General features: G+C 69.2%; 12 protein-coding genes, 2 pseudogenes and 1 riboswitch. Of the genes and pseudogenes, 5 read left to right on the top strand and 9 right to left on the bottom strand.

The window, feature by feature from the left end; genetic code table 11:
* The first annotated feature begins 1 nt into the window (after window position 1).
* On the top strand, window positions 2-1054 hold the full coding sequence (locus J2126_RS04145; RefSeq protein WP_209484235.1) for a hypothetical protein: 1053 nt from the start codon (window positions 2-4) through the stop codon (window positions 1052-1054).
* 400 nt (window positions 1055-1454) lie between these two features.
* Window positions 1455-3389 carry a diguanylate cyclase domain-containing protein gene (locus J2126_RS25735; RefSeq protein WP_209484233.1) on the top strand — a complete coding sequence of 645 codons (1935 nt, stop codon included), beginning with the start codon at window positions 1455-1457 and terminating at the stop codon, window positions 3387-3389.
* Between the two features lie 24 nt (window positions 3390-3413).
* Here J2126_RS25735 and J2126_RS04135 read toward each other — a convergent pair whose 3' ends face one another.
* The gene (locus J2126_RS04135) at window positions 3414-5204 is read right to left on the bottom strand and encodes an acyl-CoA dehydrogenase (RefSeq protein WP_209484231.1); all 1791 of its coding nucleotides are present in this window, start codon (window positions 5202-5204) and stop codon (window positions 3414-3416) included.
* A 152-nt stretch (window positions 5205-5356) separates the two neighbouring features.
* Here J2126_RS04135 and J2126_RS04130 point away from each other — a divergent pair, with 152 nt between their 5' ends.
* From J2126_RS04130 to J2126_RS04120, 3 genes are all read left to right on the top strand, one after another.
* Window positions 5357-6376, top strand: a complete 1020-nt coding sequence (locus J2126_RS04130; RefSeq protein ID WP_209484229.1) for an L-threonylcarbamoyladenylate synthase — start codon at window positions 5357-5359, stop codon at window positions 6374-6376.
* On the top strand, window positions 6373-6840 hold the full coding sequence (locus J2126_RS04125) for a GNAT family acetyltransferase (RefSeq protein ID WP_209484227.1): 468 nt from the start codon (window positions 6373-6375) through the stop codon (window positions 6838-6840). Before J2126_RS04130 ends, J2126_RS04125 begins: the two co-directional genes overlap by 4 nt.
* Window positions 6841-7001: 161 nt before the next feature.
* Window positions 7002-7931: a histone deacetylase family protein gene (locus tag J2126_RS04120; protein WP_209484225.1), complete on the top strand. Its 930-nt coding sequence runs from the start codon at window positions 7002-7004 to the stop codon at window positions 7929-7931.
* A 138-nt stretch (window positions 7932-8069) separates the two neighbouring features.
* Here J2126_RS04120 and J2126_RS04115 read toward each other — a convergent pair whose 3' ends face one another.
* The 8 genes and pseudogenes from J2126_RS04115 to J2126_RS04080 form a co-directional block, all read right to left on the bottom strand.
* Window positions 8070-8345 carry a DUF1153 domain-containing protein gene (locus J2126_RS04115; RefSeq protein ID WP_012113328.1) on the bottom strand — a complete coding sequence of 92 codons (276 nt, stop codon included), beginning with the start codon at window positions 8343-8345 and terminating at the stop codon, window positions 8070-8072.
* Window positions 8346-8907: 562 nt separating this feature from the next.
* Window positions 8908-9309 (bottom strand): annotated as a pseudogene (locus J2126_RS04110) (allophanate hydrolase-related protein); the annotation flags it as partial.
* Window positions 9310-9371: 62 nt separating this feature from the next.
* Window positions 9372-12914 carry an urea carboxylase gene (gene uca, locus J2126_RS04105; protein WP_209484220.1) on the bottom strand — a complete coding sequence of 1181 codons (3543 nt, stop codon included), beginning with the start codon at window positions 12912-12914 and terminating at the stop codon, window positions 9372-9374.
* A 5-nt stretch (window positions 12915-12919) separates the two neighbouring features.
* Window positions 12920-13567, bottom strand: a complete 648-nt coding sequence (locus J2126_RS04100) for an urea amidolyase associated protein UAAP2 (RefSeq protein WP_209484218.1) — start codon at window positions 13565-13567, stop codon at window positions 12920-12922.
* Between the two features lie 11 nt (window positions 13568-13578).
* Window positions 13579-14391: an urea amidolyase associated protein UAAP1 gene (locus J2126_RS04095; protein ID WP_209484216.1), complete on the bottom strand. Its 813-nt coding sequence runs from the start codon at window positions 14389-14391 to the stop codon at window positions 13579-13581.
* Between the two features lie 10 nt (window positions 14392-14401).
* A pseudogene (locus tag J2126_RS04090) lies at window positions 14402-15240 on the bottom strand (ABC transporter ATP-binding protein).
* A complete protein-coding gene (locus tag J2126_RS04085) occupies window positions 15237-16049 on the bottom strand; it encodes an ABC transporter permease (RefSeq protein ID WP_209484211.1) in 813 nt (270 codons plus the stop codon). Before J2126_RS04085 ends, J2126_RS04090 begins: the two are co-directional and overlap by 4 nt.
* A gap of 247 nt (window positions 16050-16296) precedes the next feature.
* Window positions 16297-17400 carry a putative urea ABC transporter substrate-binding protein gene (locus J2126_RS04080; RefSeq protein ID WP_209484209.1) on the bottom strand — a complete coding sequence of 368 codons (1104 nt, stop codon included), beginning with the start codon at window positions 17398-17400 and terminating at the stop codon, window positions 16297-16299.
* A gap of 70 nt (window positions 17401-17470) precedes the next feature.
* Window positions 17471-17579: riboswitch (guanidine-I (ykkC/yxkD leader) on the bottom strand.
* Between the last annotated feature and the right edge of the window lie 30 nt (window positions 17580-17609).

Raw genomic sequence — 17609 nt, 5'->3', positions numbered from 1 at the left:
GATGCCTGCCTTCGATTCGCGCGCCCCGCGCGTCAAAGCCCTGCTTGCCGGCCTCGCCGGCGCAGTTCTCGCCATCACCGCCGCCGGGGCGGAGCCGGTCGGCGTCACGGTGCGCAACGAGAGTATCAACGCAACCTGCGCCGAGACAGACAATGTGACGCTCAAGCTGGTGTCCGACCAGGTGCGGAAGTTCAACATCTCCGTCCGCCACCCGGCCTATCTCGGCATGCTGATGATGGACAACACCGCGCCCGATTGGGAAACCTGCGACATGTCCGGCGACCCGGTCGTGCCGGCCGATCCCAAGGCGCTCCAGCCCGCCGCCGCGACTCCGCCCGCCGGGACCCCGCCGGCCGCCACGCCCGCCGCCGCGACGACTGCCAAGCGCGTCACCATCTTCGAGACGCCGGACATGTGGCTCACCGGCTTCGTCTTCCCCAGCTTCTGGCGGGCGGCGACCGTGCCCGTCCGCATCGGCGGGGAGGTGACGCAGGGGCTGCACATGATCCAGCTGTGGATGCGCGTGGACGGAAAGGCCGAGGAGGTGCTGGTGGTCTACCCGCCGGACGGCTACTGGCGCGCCCGCCCCATGTCGCCGGCGCACCTGCGCGATACCGCCTACGGCTCCTCCTTCCTGGTCGGCCCGGTGGAGCAGGCGGAACGCCCCATCGTGCGGCTGAAGGAACTGGATTTCGCACCGCAGACCCGCACCTTCACCCTGCATTTCGCGGCCGGCGGCAAGGCGCGCATGCAAGTGGTGAAGGCCGCGTCCGATGAGGTGCGCCTCGAGGTCCAGCTGGACGGCACGCCGCCCGGCACGTTCGCCGCGCTGCGCTCCATGTATGTGACGGAAGGCAATGCCGATGTCGCCCGCGTCACATGGCGCAGCCTCGGCAGCGGCAAGGGCGGGGCCGGCGGCATCATGGGCGAGGCCCCGGTGCTGACCTTCGCCGATGCCCAGAACGTCGCCATGCTGTGGGCCGGGCGGCTCGTGCCCTCCCGCCACAACACCAGCGCACCGGATTTCATCTTCGACGGCTTCGCGGGGCGCTGATTTCTTCAGGCGCTAAATCTACCCTATAATACCGCGATTTGTTGCATTTTGCGATTCGTGCGAGAAATACGAGCCGCGATGCAATGGAACTGCATTGAGGCTCGCGTGTCTTTGTTGTTCGCGGTGGGACGGGAGGGGTCTTGCCGCGATCCAGAGCGCTGGTCCCGGGAGGCCGGCTGTCCCTCATGCAGGTTCAATGCGCCCGCACACGATGCAGCCCGTAGGGCCGCCGACGGTGAGCCCGCCGGTGCCACAGCCACAGAACTCCGCCGAAGCGGCCGCCGCCGTTCCGGCGCCGCAGGGCATGGCTGCGCCGCGCGGGACGGATGCGGGGCAAAAGACGGAGGCGGGGCAAAAGACGGATGCGGGGCAAGCGACGGACGGGGCGCAGCAAAATCCCGTGCCGCCGAAACGGGACGCGCCGGGCAGCTCCGTCATCGCCTTTCTCACCGACCTCGTGCTGTTCGCGGTGTTCTACGGCGGGCTGGTGATTGCCTTCACCGAGGTGGGGCGCCGCCTCGAGATCTATCCGGCGGTCTGGCCTACCGATGCGCTGGCGGTGGGTGCCTATTTCCTCATGTTCCGGGATGCGCTGGGGCGGCTTGCCGCCGCGGTCACCCTTGTCTCCATCGGCGTCCACCTCACGGTGCTGGGGCACGACCTCGGCTCGGCGCTCGCCGTCGGCTGCGCCAACGGGCTCACCTTCGCATTGGTGGGCTGGGGCTGCGTGCGCGCGGGTATGGAGCATGGCGCGCTGCGCAGCGTGCCCATGGTGGTGAGCCTGGGCGTGGTGGCGGTGGCCGGAACGCTACCGGGGGCGGTCATCACCGCCTTCGTCCAGTACCTTTCGACGGACGCCGCGTTTGCGCCCCTGCTGCTGCGGTGGTGGATTCCCGAGATGGCGGCCGTGGTGCTGCTGTTGCCGCCGTTCCTGCTGTGGCACGGACGCGAGGATGACGTGGGCCTGCGCGGGCAGGGGGGCACGCGCCCCAAGCTGTCCCGCGAGGAGGAACTGGCCTTCGCCAGCCTCACGCTCGCCACCGCGCTGGTTGCGAGCGCCTATTACGGCGAGCCGCTGCTGCGCGACCTTGGCGGCGTCATCCTGCTGTGGTTCGCCTTCCGCCTCGGCCTGTTCGCCACGGCCGTGGCCGCCAGCCTCTATGCGCTGGCGGTGCTGGGGCTGGGCATGGCGAGCGTGTGGCCCCACCTGACCTGGTCAACCCCGGTCAAGACCGATCTCGTGGACGTCATGCTGCGCCTGGAGGCGCGCCTCGTCCTCATCATGCTGCCGGCGCTGCTCATCGCCGCCATCATGTCCCAGCGCGGTCGCCAGCAGCGCGAGGTGCAGGAAGACCGCCGCCGCCTCGCCTATGCGCTGGAAGGCGCCAACGATGGCATCTGGGACTGGCATTTGCCATCCGACGCGGTGTTCTTCAGCGTCCGCGCGCTCAGGATGCTCGGCATGGAGCCCGACGAGGCGAACCGGCGCCTCTCCGACTATGGCCAGCTGATCCATCCCGACGATCTGCCGGACGTGGCCAAGGCGCTGAAGGACCATGCGGGCGGCCGTCGCCTGCTGTTCCAGGCGGAGATGCGCGCGCGCCAGGGCGGCGACAACTGGGTGTGGGTGCTGGTGCGCGGCAAGATCGTCGAGCGCGATCCCGTGGGCCGGCCCACCCGCGCGGTGGGCACCATCACCGACATTTCCCAGCGCAAGCATCTGGAAGCCGCGCTGGAGCACGCCGCCTCGCATGATCCGCTCACCGGCCTCGCCAACCGCGGCGGCTTCGATCGCGCGCTGGAGCTGGCGCGCCGCCGCCTCGTGCGCGACGGCGCGCTATTCGCGGTGGTGCTCATCGACATCGATTATTTCAAGTCGGTCAATGACCAGCACGGCCATATCGCCGGCGATCTGCTGCTGACCACCGCCGCGCGGCGGCTGCAATCGGCCATCCGCGCCGGCGACCTCGTGGCCCGCTATGGCGGCGACGAGTTCGCCATCATCGCCGCCGGCAAGCACCGGGAGGAGTTCGCCGCCATGGCCGAGCGCCTGCATCGGCACCTGTCGCGTCCGGTGGAGGTGGAGGGGCTGGTGCTGCCCGCCTCCTTCTCCCTCGGCATGGCGGTGGCGGACGACCGCACGCTGGATGCCGCCGCCCTCATCGCCGAGGCCGACGCTGCCCTCTACGCGGCCAAGGATGCCGGGCGCGGCACCTGGCGCGCGGTGGGCATCGCCGCCCGCACCGCCGAGGAGGCCGCCCACGAAACCCCGCGCCGGCAATCGCTTCCGCGCGCCGGCCTGCGCCCCGAAGGCCGGCCGCCGGCCTCGGCCTAGCCGGGCCGGCCAGCCGGGTTCGCCTCACCCGATCGCCATCACCGCCTCGGCATCCAGCACGCCGCCAGCGCCGCCGGTGACGGCCTCTTCCAGCCCCTTCGCCTCCACCGCGATATTCTCCGCGAAAAAGCGGGCCACCGCGATACGGGCGGCAAGCCGGGGGTCCGTGGCCCCGCCCGCGCGCTCGGCATAAGCGGCGAGCGCGGTGCGGGCGAGGAAGGCGCCGCCGGCCGCGCGGGCGTAGAGACGCAGATAGGGGGTGGCCGTGGCGAGCGCCTTGGCCGGTTCGTCGGCGACGCGATCCAGCATCACGCGGGTCGCCCGGGCGAGGGCGTCCACCGCCTCCCCGAGGCGTGCGCCGGCATGGCCGAAGTCCGGTGCGTTGAGGGCGGAGACTTCCTCCGCCGTCTCGCGATAGTCGGCGATCAGCGCGGTCACCACGTCGCCGCCCTCCTGCGGCAGCTTGCGGGTGACGAGATCGATGGCCTGGATGCCGTTGGTGCCTTCATAGATGGCGAAGATGCGGGCATCGCGCAGGTGCTGGGCGGCGCCCGTCTCCTCCACATAGCCCATGCCGCCGTGGACCTGCACGCCGATGGAGGACACCTCGATGCCGGCATCGGAGGAGAAGGCCTTCGCCACCGGCGTCAGCAGGCTGGCCTCGGCCAGCGCCGCCGCGCGGGCGATGGGGTCGGGCAAGAGGCGCGAGCGGTCGAGCGCGTCGGCGGTCTTCAGGCACAGCGCGCGGGCGGCGTCGGTTTCGGCGCGCATGGTGAGCAGCATGCGCTTCACGTCCGGATGGGCGATGATGGGGGCTGAGCCCTCCACCCCCGGCGCCTTGCCCTGCTTGCGATCCCTTGCAAAGGCGAAAGCGCGCTGGGTGGCGCGCTCGGCCACCGCCACGCCCTGCACGCCCACCGCGAGGCGGGCGTTATTCATCATGGTGAACATGCAGGCGAGGCCCCGGTTCTCCTCGCCGACGAGGTAGCCGATGGCGCCCTCGCCCTTTTCGCCGAACACCATCGTGCAGGTGGGCGAGCCGTGCAGGCCCAGCTTGTGCTCGATGCCGGCGCAGACCACGTCATTGCGGGCGCCGAGGCTGCCGTCCTCGTTCACGAGGAACTTCGGCACCACAAACAGGGAGATGCCCCTGGTGCCGGCCGGCGCGTCCGGCAGGCGGGCAAGCACGAGGTGGATGATGTTGTCGGCGATGTCGTGCTCGCCGTAGGTGATGAAGATCTTGGTGCCGAAGATGCGGTAGGTGCCGTCCGCCTGCTTCACCGCCTTGGAGCGCAGGGCGGCGAGGTCCGAGCCGGCCTGCGGCTCGGTGAGGTTCATGGTGCCCGTCCAGGTGCCGGCCACCATCTTCGGCAGGAAGGTGTGCTGCAGCTCGGCCGTGCCGTGGGCGGTGAGCGCCTCGACGGCGCCGAGGGTGAGCACCCCGCAGATGCCGAAGGCGGGGGAGGCGGAATTCCAGAATTCGGTCAGCGCCGAGGTGACGGAGGTGGGCAGGTTCTGGCCGCCGAACTCCTCCTCCGCCGCGACCCCGCTCCAGCCGGCCTCGCTCCACGCCTCATAGGTGGCGCGCATGCCATCCGGCGTCGTCACGGCGCCGTCCTTGATGGTGCAGCCCTGCCGGTCCGCCGCGTGGTCGAAGGGCGCGACGACGGAGGCGGCGAACTTGCCGGCCTCCTCCAAAACGGCGTCCACCACGTCGAAGGACAGGTCCACGAGGCCCTGGGCCATCAGCTCGGGGAGCGAGGTGGAGGTCTTCAGGAAATAGGAAATCTCTTCCACCGGCGCGCGATAGCTCACGGAACCCTCCCTCACGGTTATGGGCGCCGGCTTGACCGCTCCCGGCGGGCGCGCTCTAAGCACGGCGATTGCCGGTCTCCCACATCGCGGTGCCGGCCGCTGACGTCAAGAGGCGCGCCCTGACCCTTTGGTCGGGGGGCGGGTTCCAAGCCATGGCCGTGTCCGCTCCCGAACGCTCCACCCGGCTCCTCGCCGCCCACGCGCCGGGCGCGGTGGAGGAGGCCGCGCGGCTGCTGGCGGCGGGCGGGCTGGTGGCCTTTCCGACCGAGACGGTCTACGGCCTCGGCGCCGATGCCGCGAACCCGGATGCGGTCGCCGCCCTTTATGCCGCCAAGGGCCGCCCGGCCTTCAACCCGCTCATCGCCCACACCGCCGATGCCGCCGCCGCCCGCCGCCTCGGCGCCTTCAACGCGGACGCGGCGCGGCTCGCCGAACGCTTCTGGCCGGGGCCGCTGACGCTGATCGTGCCGTTCACCGGCGGCGAAGGCGTCTGCGACCTCGCCCGCGCGGGGCTCGACACGGTGGGCCTGCGCGTGCCGTCCCATCCCGACGCGCGGGCGCTGCTCGCGGCGTTCGGTGGCGCTGTGGTGGCGCCCAGCGCCAACCGCTCGGGCCATGTCTCGCCCACTGAGGCCGGCCATGTGATGGACGACCTCGCCGGCCGCATCCATGCGGTGCTGGATGGCGGGCCGACGCCGGTGGGCGTCGAATCGACCATCGTGGACTGCACCGGCGCCGATCCCGTGCTGCTGCGTCCCGGTGGGCTCGCGCGCGAGGACATCGAGGCGGCGCTGGGCCGGCCTTTGCGGCTCCCCATGTCCGAGAGCGATGCCGCGCCGCTGTCGCCCGGCCGCCTCGCCTCCCACTACGCCCCGCGCGCCGCGCTGCGGCTCGATGTGGACGCGGTGGAGCCCGGCGAGGCGCTTGTGACCTTCGCCGGCGCCCGTCCCCCGGGCATCGAGGCCGCTGCGACCGTGCTGGACCTCAGCCCCGCCGGCAGCCTCACCGAAGCCGCGGCGCGCCTCTATGGCGCCCTGCGCGGCCTCGATGCGGCGGGCGTTTCCGCCATCGCAATCGTTCCCCTGCCGCGGGACGGGCTCGGCGAAGCCATCGCCGACCGCCTCGCCCGCGCCGCCGCCCCCCGTCCCTCTGATCCCGAGATGCCGCAATGACCAGCCAGACGATTGATGTCGACGGCCTCCAGATCGCCATCGGCCATGCCACAGACGCCGACACCGAGGCGCTGGCCGCGCTCTGGGAGCGGGCGGGCCTGACCCGGCCGTGGAACGATCCCCACGCCGACATCGCGCTGGCCCGGCGCGGGCCGCATTCCACCATCCTCGTGGCGCGGGACGGCGGACGCACGGGTGACGAGAAAATCTTGGGCTCCGCCATGGTGGGGCACGACGGGCACCGGGGCTGGGTCTATTACCTCGCGGTGGAGCCGGACCTGCAGGGCCGGGGCCTCGGCCGGGCGCTGCTGCGGGCGGTGGAGGACTGGCTGCGCGCCCGCGCCATCCCCAAGCTCATGCTGCTCGTGCGCCCGGACAACGAGAAGGTGCGCGGCTTCTATGCCTCCGAGGGCTATGTGGAGGAGCCGCGCATCGTCTTTTCCCGCCGCCTCGACGGGAATTGAGGGAAGGTGTTTTTGAGGCTGCCGCACCCAAAGGGATGAGGCCATTTGGGCCTCCCGCGGCAATAGTCTTGATCCGGCGCAACATCCTCCCGGTGTCGCTGGAATATGGTATGGCACAAGAAAGAACGGAAAGATTGCGCCAAGGGAGGGCGTTCCGGTCCATGTCCACGCTGCTCGTCACCCATCCCGCTGGTCTCAGCCACGCAACGCCTGCCGGTCACCCCGAGCGCGCCGACCGGCTCCGCGTGCTGGATCGCATCTTCGAGCAGGAGAAGTTCGCCCATCTGGTGCGCGATCTCGCGCCGCGCGGCGAGCGGGAGGACATCATCCGGGTGCATCCCGCCGACTTCGTGGACGCCATGGGCGAGGCCGTGCCGCAGGAGGGGCTGGTCCGCATCGATTCCGACACCATCCTCTCGCCCGGCAGCTGGGAAGCCGCGCTGCGCGCGGTGGGCGGCGCCTGCTTCGCGGTGGACGAGGTGATGGAAGGCAAGGTCACCAACGCCTTCGTCGCCATGCGCCCGCCGGGCCACCATTGCGAGACACGCAAGCCCATGGGCTTCTGCCTGATGAACCAGGTGGCCATCGCGGCGCGCCACGCGCAGGCGAAATACGGCCTCCAGCGCGTGGCCATCGTGGATTTCGACGTCCACCACGGCAACGGCACGCAGGAAATCTTCTGGGCCGACGACAGCGTGCTCTATTGCTCCACCCACGAGATGCCGCTCTATCCCGGCACCGGGGCGCAGGGCGAGACGGGGGCGGTGAACACCATCGTCAACGCCCCGCTGCGCTCGGGCGACGACGGCGCGGTGTTCAAGGAGGCGATGGAGACACGCATCCTGCCGCGCATCACCTCGTTCGCGCCCGACCTGATCCTGATCTCGGCCGGCTTCGACGCGCACGTGCGCGATCCGCTCGCCTCGCTGCGCCTCGTGGACACGGATTTCGGCTGGATCACGCGCCGGCTGATGGAGATCGCCGACAAGAAGTGCGAGGGCCGCGTGGTCTCGCTGCTGGAAGGCGGCTACGACCTGGAAGGCCTCGCCACCTCCGCCGCCGCCCACGTCACCGCGCTGATGCACGGCTGAGGCGGGGGATTCTTCTCGCGGGCGCGCCACCAAGCCCGCGCGGCGCCTGAGCGAAGGCAACGCAAAAATCCCGCGCGGCGCCTGAGCGAAAGCAACGCAAAACTCAACGGCGCCTGTCATTGACCGGCGCCGTTGGTTCTACTGCCGGTAGTGCTGGATGCGCGTGGTGCGCAAGCCGGGCAGGCCGTGGCGGTCGATGGAGGCCTGCCACGAGAGGAATTCGTCCACGGTGAGGGTGTAGCGCTTGCAGGCTTCCTCGAGCGAGAGAAGCCCGCCGCGCACGGCGGCCACCACCTCCGCCTTGCGGCGGATGACCCAGCGCCGCGTATCCGGCGGCGGCAGGTCGGCGATGGTCAGGGGTCCCCCGTCCGGCCCGATCACATATTTGACCCTCGGCCGATAGGCATCGGTCATGTCTACGCACCTGCTACTCAAACCAACTCCGATGAAGATGGCAGGTGGCGATGAAGACTTTGCTAAAGCACGGAAATAAAAGGATTTTTACTTGTCTTAATGGGGGCTGAACAGGTTCTTCCCGAAGCGTAAACATGCGGCCACGCTTTCGCATTTTGCGAAGGGGCCAAGTTTTCGGCGCATGATGTTGAAAAGAAAGGCGGCTTGGGCGGCGCCGTGGTGCTGCGCGGGCGCGCGGAGCGGCCGGGGATTCAGCACTTGTTCAGCTGTCTTAATGGATCACGAAGTAATGATTGAGGGCGGGGAAGGGTGCTGCGTGCGCCGCAGCACGGATTTTCTCACCTTCACGGGGAACGGGCCGTAGGCGCCCCGGACAAGCGACACCGCAGGTGGAGCGCCGATCCGGGGCCCAGCGCAAGACTCCCGCGCAAGTGGGCAATGCCTGAGAGCGTTGTGGTTCGGAAGCGCCTTCGGCGACCCCTTGCGCTGGGTCCCGGCTCGCATTCCGCTTTCGCTGCATGCGTCCGGGACGCGAGTGTGGTGGGGGCCGCCCCCACGGTGCTCAGGCCGGCGACACGCCCTTCCCGCCGCTCACATAGGCGCGCCAGCCGCCCAGCGCGGTGATTTCCTCCGCCTGCGCGACCGCATGGGCCTCGCAGAGGAAGCCGGAGACTTCCGAGCCGTCCTCCAGCTTGAGCTTGCCCACCCCCAGCGGCGCGGGGATGGCGGCGACGAAGCGGCCGAAGGCGGCGGGCGCGAGCGCCCACACCTCCACCTCCAGCCCCGGCCCGGAAAAGCCGGGGGCGCGCACCACGCCGGGCTTGCGCGGCGTGGTGTCGGGCAGCACGAACAGGCGATAGTCCGGCGCCGTGCGGCAGCTTTTCACCAGCACGCCACCGGCGCCGGTGAGCTCGCCGTTGAGGGGCATGCCCGTGAGATGCGCGCCCACCACGGCGATGGGCACGGCATCCGGTGGGAGAGAGGCGCGAGGGCCGCTGAGCGGGGTCTCGTTGGTCATCTTTGTCCTCACACGGTTTCGAGCACGGCCACCACATCGCCCGAGCGGACGGTGCGGCCCGGCGCGGCGCGGATCTCGCGGACGCGGCCGGCGGCATGGGCAATGATGGAAATCTCCATCTTCATGCTCTCGATGATGGCGATGGTGTCGCCTGCGGCGACCATCGCTTCCGCCTCCACCAACACCTTCCAGACATTGCCCGGCACGTTGGCGGCGACGCCGAAGCAGCCGTCCGGCATCTCGCCATCGCTGAAGGGACCGGCGCCGTCCTCGACGACGAAAGAGTCCAGCCCCTCCGCCTTCCAGCGCGCCCGCTCGGCCTCGAAGGCGGCCTGCTGGCGCGCCTTGCCGGCCGTGATGGCGCGGGAATTGGCGGCAAGGTTCGCCGCATAGTCCGCATAGGAGAAGCGGCTCTCTTCGATGCGGACGGGATAGGCCCCGTGCGGGAAGGCTTCGCGCGCCTCCATCAGCTCCTGATGGGAGACCGGGACGAAGCGGATCTCGTCGAAGAAGCGCAGCAGCCAGGGCGTGTCGCGGAATTCCGGCGTGCGGTGCCAGGTGTTCCACATCTGGATGGTGCGGCCGAAGAGCTGGTAGCCGCCCGGCCCCTCCATGCCATAGATGCACATATAGGCGCCGCCGATGCCCACCGCGTTTTCCGGCGTCCAGGTGCGGGCCGGGTTGTACTTGGTGGTGACGAGGCGGTGGCGCGGATCGATGGGGGTGGCCACCGGCGCGCCGAGATAGACATCGCCCAGCCCGAGCACCTGATAGCTCGCGCCGAAGATGATGTCCTTCACCGCCTGCTCGTCCGCGAGGCCATTGATGCGGCGGATGAACTCGATGTTGTCGGGGCACCAGGGCGCGTTGGCCCGCACCAGCTCCTGATACTTGCGCATGGCGAGCTCCGCCTGCGGGTCGTTCCAGGAAAGCGGCAGATGGACGATGCGGCTCGGCACCACCACGTCCTCAGCCGCCGGCAGGCCCTTCTCGATCTCCGCGAGGGCGTCGAGCAGCTTCACGCGGGGCAGGCTCGCGCCGTCATAATGGATCTGGAGCGAGCGGATGCCGGGGGTGAGGTCGATGAGGCCGGGGAGCTGCGCCTGTTGCACGGCCTCCGCCATGAGATGCGCGCGCAGGCGCAGGGCGACGTCGAGGTGCATGTCGCCGAACTCGACGAGAAGGTTGTCGTCGCCCTGCCGGCGGTAGACCACGCGCACCGGCCCATCCTCATGGATGGCGAGGACGGGGGAGGAGGTCTCCTCCGGCGCGCCGAGAATGGCGGGGCCGGCGATGGGGTCTTGCGGCCGGGGTAGGGGCACGAAGCGCACGCGGTCACCGGGCTTCAACTGGCCCATCTTCCACTGCTCGTCCCGGGCGATCACCGCCGGGCAGACGAAGCCGCCCAGCGAGGGGCCATCCGGGCCGAGGATGATGGGCATGTCGCCGGTGAAGTCGATGGCGCCGATGGCATAGGCGTTGTCGTGCAAATTGGAGGGGTGCAGCCCCGCCTCGCCGCCGTCCGTGCGCGCCCAGCGGGGCGTCGGCCCCATCAGGCGCACGCCGGTCCGGGCGCTGTTGAAATGCACCTCGTAGGTGGCGCAGAACAGGTCCGCGATATCCTCCGGCTGGAAGAAGTCCGGCGCGCCGTGGGGGCCGTAGAGCACGCCGATCTGCCAGTCTCGGGTGAGCGGGGCGGGGGCGGGGATTTCGGCCGCCGGGCCGGTGGGGCGGGCGGAGGCGGGGGCGAGGTGGAGGGCATCGCCCGCCTTCAGCGTGCCGGTGGCATGGCCGCCGAACTGGCCGAGCGCGAAGGTCGCCCGCGAGCCCAGCACCTCCGGTGCCTGGAAGGCCCCGGACACCGCCAGATAGGCCCGCTGGCCCGCACCCTCGATGGTGCCGATGGCGAGCATCTGCCCGGCCTTCACCGGGAAGGCCGCATCATGCGGCACGACGGCGCCGTCCAGCCGCGCCGGCATATGCGCGCCGGAGATCGCGACCACCGCATCGTCATGGAAGCGCAGGGTGGGGCCGTTGACGGTCATCTCCAGCGCGCAGGCGGTTTCCTGATTTCCCACCAGGGCGTTGGCGCGGCGGAAGGAGTGTTCGTCCATGGGGCCGGACGGCGGCACGCCCACGTGCCACAAATTCAGCCGCCCCGGTAGCTCCTGAAGGCTGGACTGGGCGCCGGGCACGACCACTTCCACGCTGGCGGGCCGGAAGGCGAAATCCTTCAGCGCGGTGGTCGACACCTGGCCGGACGCCAGCAGGTCGGACGCGGCGATGGCGCAGAGATATTGCAGGTTGGTCTCGATGCCGCAGATGGAGGTCTCGCTGAGCGCCTTCTGCAGCGCCGCGATGGCGCCGGGGCGGTCGTCGGCTTTCACGATCACCTTGGCGAGCATGGGATCGTAATAAGGCGTCACCTCCGTGCCGGTCTCGATCCAGCCGTCGATGCGCGCCCACGCCGGGAATTTCACCTCGGTGAGCAGGCCGGCGGAGGGCTGGAAATTGGCGTGGGGGATTTCCGCATAGACGCGCACCTCCATGGCGGCGCCCTTCGGCGAGAGCGGGCCGGCGGCGGCGATGGGGTCTTCGCCCGCCGCCTGCCGGATCATCCACTCCACGAGATCGATGCCGAACACCGCCTCGGTGACGGGATGTTCCACTTGCAGGCGGGTGTTCACCTCAAGGAAATAGAATTCCTGCCGCGCCGGGTCGTAGATGAATTCCACCGTGCCGGCGCTCTCGTATTTCACGCTCTCGCCGAGCTGGACGGCGGCGGCGTGGAGGCGGGCGCGCACGGCGTCGGAGAGGAGGGGGGCGGGGGTCTCCTCCACCACCTTCTGGTTCCGCCGCTGGAGCGAGCAGTCGCGCTCGCCCAGCGCCACGACCTTGCCCTTGCCGTCGCCGAAGATCTGCACCTCCACATGGCGCGCTTCCGAGACGAAGCGCTCCAGATAGACGCGGGCATCGCCGAAGGAGGCGCGGGCCGTGCGCTGGACGCGCTCGAACACGTCGCGCAAGTCTTCCGGCGTGTGGCAGAGCTGCATGCCGATGCCGCCGCCGCCGGCGGTGGACTTCAGCATCACCGGATAGGTGATGGCTTCCGCCGCCTTCAGCGCCTCTTCGGCGCTGTCGAGGAGGTCGGTGCCGGGCAGCAGGGGCACGCCCGATGCCTTGGCCAGCGCGCGCGCGGTGTGCTTCAGGCCGAAGGCTTCCAGATGCTCCGGCTTCGGGCCGATGAAGGCGATGCCCTCCTCCGCGAGGCGCCGCGCGAAGCGCACGTTCTCGGACAGGAAGCCATAGCCGGGATGCACGGCCTCAGCCCCCGTCGCCTTGCAGGCGGCGATGACGGCATCGACATTGAGATAGCTCTCGGCGGCCGGCGCCGGGCCGAGGCGCACGGCCTCGTCCGCCTCCAGCACGCCGCGCGTGAAGCGGTCGGCATCCGAATGCACGGCCACGGACTTGATGCCCATGGCACGGGCGCTGCGGATCACCCGCCGCGCGATCTCGCCGCGGTTGGCGATGAGGATTTTCGAGAACATCGCCCTCAATCCTCCGCGCCGAACACGAGCACCTGGATGGGCGTCGGGTTGAAGCCGTTGCAGGGATTGTTGATCTGCGGGCAATTGGAGATCACGAGGAGCACATCCATCTCCGCGCGCAGCTCCACATAGTCGCCGGGGCCGGAAATGCCGTCCACGATGGCGAGTTCGCCCGTGGGCTCCACCGGCACGTTCATGAAGAAGTTGATGTTGGGCACGATGTCCCGCTTCGTCATGCCGTGCTTCGACACCTCGATGACGAAATTCTCGCGGCAGGCGTGCAGATACTTCACCTGATGGCCGAAGCGCACCGTATTCGCCTCGCACGAGCAGGCGCCCGCCGAGGTGTCGTGCCGCCCGCAGGTGTCGGCGATCACGGTCGCCATCACATTGCCCTCGGACGAAATCAGTTTCGTGCCGGTGGAGACATAGGCCGAGCCCTGCACGCGCAGGGTATCCTGCGAGGAATAGCGCTCGGTGAAGTCGTCGGCCTTGTAGAAGAGCGTATCGACGGCCTGCTGGCCTTCGAGATCGACGATGCGCACGCTCTCGCCCTTCTTCACGAGGCAGGAGAAGGGGGCGTTGGCGGGCACGAAGTAATCGCGCAGCGCGGAGGACGCATCGCGGACGGGAGAAGCAAAGAACTGGGTCATGTCGTCCTCCCTCAGCGCGCATTGTTCTCGAAGCCGCGGACGGCCTCGATGGTGGCGGTGCGGCAGAGATCGTCTGCGGCGGGAGCGGGCGGCTGGTGGCGGATGGCCTCCACCGGGGGCGGGGCGTAGTCCGGGGCCGGGTCCATGGGGTGCGGGCAGTTGGAGAGGGCGACGACGAGGTCCAGCTCCGCGCGCAGGTCCACGAAATCGCCGGTCTGGCGGGCGTCCTCGATCCAGCGGAAATTGCCGTCCGCGTCCGTGCGCACGGGGGCGAAGAAGGTCAAGGCGGGGGGGATGTCCCGCTTGTCGAGGCCGCGCTTCAGCGCCTCCAGAATGAAGTTGTCGCGCGTGTTACGCAGCACCTTGTCGCCATAGCGGGCGCGGTTGGAGGCGGGAGTGGAGCCGCCGACCAGCGCGTCGTGCATGCCGGTGGTGTCCTCGACCATGGAGAACATCACCCGCCCCATGTCGGAGAACAGCACGCGGCCCTTTCCGAGCGCGGATGTCCACTGCACCTTCACCGTGTCGGCATAGTTCAGCCGCTCGGAGGCGTCGGTGGCCGACCACGCGATCATGGAGACGGCGGCCGGCCCGTGCGCCAGATGGATGCGCAGGGCCTCGCCCGCCTTCAGCGGCGTGGACCAGTACCAGCCGCCGGGAATGGTCTCGGTGTGCAGCACCGCGCCGGGCATGATGGAAGCCGAGCCGCGCAGGGTGGGGCCGGGCAGGGCCTTGGGCGCATGCTGCTGGCCGGCCGCCTTCAATTCCTCGTAGCGGCGCTTGTTCTCTTCGATGAAGGTCTGGGTTTCGACGCTGATGGTCATGGCTGTCTCCTCAAGCCGTCTTCAGCGCCGGGTCGTCCCGGCCGGTGCCCGAGGGAATGGCCGGGTCGTCCCGGCCGGGGCGGTGGATTTGAGCTTCAACTGGCCGGCGATTCGCGTTCCCGCGATTCTCTTGGGCCAGACCTCGATGTCCTTGGCGATGGTGGCGCCGTAGCGGGCCTTTTCCTCCGGCCGGTTGCGGCGGCGCTCGAAGGCGATGATGCGGGTGGCCAGCGTGAAGGCCTCCTTGAGGTCGTGGGTCACCATCACCACGGTCATCTCGCACTCGTTCCACAGCTTCAGCATGAGCTGGTGGATGTCGGCGCGGATGCCGGGATCGAGCGCGCCGAACGGCTCGTCCAAGAGCAGGATCTTGGGCTTCCTCATGATGGCCTGCGCCAGCGCAAGGCGCTGCTGCATGCCGCCGGAGAGGGCGGCGGGATATTTGTCTTCCGCGCCCTTGAGGCCGACCTCCTCGATGAGGGCGCGGGCCTCGTCCTGTGCCTGCCGGCGGCGGGCGCCGAACAGCCGGCCGGTCAGGGGCGCCTCCGCCATCTCGGCGGAGAGCAGCACGTTGCCGAGCACGGTCAGATGCGGAAACACCGAATAGCGCTGGAAGACGACGCCCCGGTCGGCGCCCGGCTCGCGGGCGATGGGCTGGCCCTCGATGAGCACCTCGCCGCGCGTCGTGGTTTCCTCGGAGAGGAGGATGCGCAGGAAGGTGGTCTTGCCGCAGCCGGAGGGGCCGACAAGGGCGATGAAGGAGCGTGGCGCGAAGTCGAGGTTGATGTCCTCGAGCACGATCTGCTCGCCATATTCCTTCCAGAGATGTCGCACGGAAATGGCGGTCATTTCGCGGCTCCGAACCAGGGGAAGAGGGCGCGGCGGGCGCGGGCGAGGCCGAAGTCCATGGCCACCGCGATGAGGGTGATCCAGGCCACGTAGGGCAGGATCACATCCATGGCGAGATAGCGCCGCACCAGGAAGATGCGGTAGCCGAGGCCAGAGTCCGAGGCGATGGCTTCCGCCGCGATGAGGAAGAGGAAAGCCGGGCCAAGGGAGAGGCGCAGCCCGTCCATCAGGCGCGGCAATATCTGCGGCAGCACCACGCGCAGGCCCATCTGCCAGGTGGAGGCGCCCAGCGTCTGCGCCTTGATCATCTGCTCGCGCGGCAATTCCTCCACCCGCATGGCGAGGTCGCGCACCAGATAGGGCGTGATGCCGATGGTGATGAGGGCGATCTTGGATTCCTCGCCCAGCCCCATGACGATGAACAGGATGGGCAGGAGCGCCAGCGGCGGCACCATGGACACCATGCCGACAAACGGCGCCAGCAGCGCCCGCACGACGGGCAGCATCCCCACCAGCACGCCGATGACGAGGGCGATGAGTGTGGCGATCGCCAGTGCCGAGAGCAGCCGCTCCATGCTGGCGAGGGTGTCGGTCCACAGCAGGTAGTCGCCGGTGCGTGCATCGGCGGTGAAGGCCATCTTGACGATGGCGTTGCCGAGGGAGGGCAGGCTCGGCAGCAGCTTGTCGTCCGGGTTCTCCGCAAGGCGCTCCGCCGAGCCGAGGATGTAGGCGAGAACGACCAGTGCGAACGGGAGGACGGCAAGGAACAGCGCCGTTCCCCGATCCGGCCTGACATTGATGAGGCGCATCAGCGCTGCTCCTGAAGGGTGGGAAGGGCGTGGAGCGGGTCGTCATCCGACCGCGCCGTCAGGCCCCGGCTTGTCCGGGGCATCCACTTCTCCGCTGGATGGCTCTACTGTGCCGACGAGCGGACTTGCGGGACCGTGGATCCCCCGGACAAGCCGGGGGATGACAATCCTGAGGACTGCGCCCCGGCGGGCTGTTTGAAGTCGGCAAAAGCCGACTTCAAGGGGAGAGGGGGGAGGAACTACCCCCTCACAGCTTCCCGTCGGCGACCATCGCCATCCAGGTGTCGGTGAAGCGCAGCTTCACGTTCTTGGCGTCGCCCAGCACCTTGCCGCCGGGCAGCTCGATGCCGACGGCGTCGGCGGACTTGGCGCCGGAGCCGAGCAGCTCCTTCTCGAACAGGAACTTGCGCACGCGGTCCATGGTGGTGCCCACATCCGGCGAGCGGACGAAGGCCACCGCGTCGGGCGCCTTGGCGAACAGCTTGGTGGCGGCGAGCTGGCTGTCGAAGCCGGCGAGATCGGTACCGGAGGCCTTGCCCATGGCCTCGCGCGCCGCCTTGCCTTCCGGCGTGTCGGCGGTGAAGAGGGTGGTCGTGTCGTACCAGATGCCCACAAGCGCCTTGGCGAAGTCCGGGTTGTCCTTCACCACGGCGGTGTTGGCGACGAGGAGGTCCATGATCTCGCCGGGGATCTTGGACGAATCGAACACCGCGTGGGCGTTCTTGTCGGTGAGGATTTCCGACACCAGCGGGTTCCAGGTGACGACCGCGGTGACCGCCTTGGTCTTGTAGGCGGCGACCATGTCGGCGTCCGAGGTGTTCACAACCTTCACGTCGCGCTCCTTGAGCTTGATGCTCTCAAGCGCGCGGGCGAGCAGATAGTGGGAGACGGAGAACTCGACGAGGTTGACCTTCTGGCCCTTGATGCTGGCGAGGTCCTTCTTGCCCTTCAGGATCACGGCGTCATTGCCGTTGGAGAAGTCGCCGACGATGACGGCGGTGGTGTCCACGCCGCCGGCGGCGGGCACGGAGAGGGCATCCATATTGGTCACGGTGAGGGCGTCGAACGCGCCGGCCGTGTACTGGTTGATGCTCTCCACATAATCGTTGAACTGCACCACATCGATCTTGATGCCGTACTTGTCGGCCCACTTCTTCACGATGCCGGTGTCGTTGGCGTAGCCCCAGGGCATCCAGCCCACATAGATCGACCAGGCGACCTTGAATTCCTTCTTCGGCGCGGCTTCGGCCGGGCCGGTGCCGAGCGCGAGGCCGGCGACCGCCGCGAGGCCGAAGGCCCCGGCGAGGGCGGATTTCAGACGGTGAAGTTTGGACGAAACCGGAGTGCGCATTCAAATTCCCCTTCGCTTCAACGAATTGGGAATTGGCGAGACCAGTGCCGCCAATTCCTTGGCCACTGAGGTCTCCCGGGCTTTTATCCCGCCGTGCACCCGCGCCGGATGTCTCCCGTCGCGGTGGCAGCTCTCGGACCAGCGCATCGTTCGATGCCGGAACCCTAGCCACCAACTCGACATCGTTAAAAGCAACGGGCGTGCCAAGA

This window comes from Xanthobacter flavus (assembly GCF_017875275.1).
GTDB lineage: Bacteria > Pseudomonadota > Alphaproteobacteria > Rhizobiales > Xanthobacteraceae > Xanthobacter > Xanthobacter flavus_A.
Note: the sequence above shows the minus strand (reverse complement) of the source record. Positions and strands in the feature narration are given on the sequence as shown.

Excerpts from the sequence above, each read along its gene's own strand:
- J2126_RS04085 (WP_209484211.1), bottom strand. The coding sequence starts at position 16,049 with ATGCGCCTCATCAATGTCAGGCCGGATCGGGGAACGGCGCTGTTCCTT.
- J2126_RS04120 (WP_209484225.1), top strand. The coding sequence starts at position 7,002 with ATGTCCACGCTGCTCGTCACCCATCCCGCTGGTCTCAGCCACGCAACG.
- J2126_RS04100 (WP_209484218.1), bottom strand. The coding sequence starts at position 13,567 with ATGACCCAGTTCTTTGCTTCTCCCGTCCGCGATGCGTCCTCCGCGCTG.
- J2126_RS04115 (WP_012113328.1), bottom strand. The coding sequence starts at position 8,345 with ATGACCGATGCCTATCGGCCGAGGGTCAAATATGTGATCGGGCCGGAC.
- J2126_RS04125 (WP_209484227.1), top strand. The coding sequence starts at position 6,373 with ATGACCAGCCAGACGATTGATGTCGACGGCCTCCAGATCGCCATCGGC.
- J2126_RS04080 (WP_209484209.1), bottom strand. The coding sequence starts at position 17,400 with ATGCGCACTCCGGTTTCGTCCAAACTTCACCGTCTGAAATCCGCCCTC.
- uca (WP_209484220.1), bottom strand. The coding sequence starts at position 12,914 with ATGTTCTCGAAAATCCTCATCGCCAACCGCGGCGAGATCGCGCGGCGG.
- J2126_RS04145 (WP_209484235.1), top strand. The coding sequence starts at position 2 with ATGCCTGCCTTCGATTCGCGCGCCCCGCGCGTCAAAGCCCTGCTTGCC.
- J2126_RS04130 (WP_209484229.1), top strand. The coding sequence starts at position 5,357 with ATGGCCGTGTCCGCTCCCGAACGCTCCACCCGGCTCCTCGCCGCCCAC.
- J2126_RS04095 (WP_209484216.1), bottom strand. The coding sequence starts at position 14,391 with ATGACCATCAGCGTCGAAACCCAGACCTTCATCGAAGAGAACAAGCGC.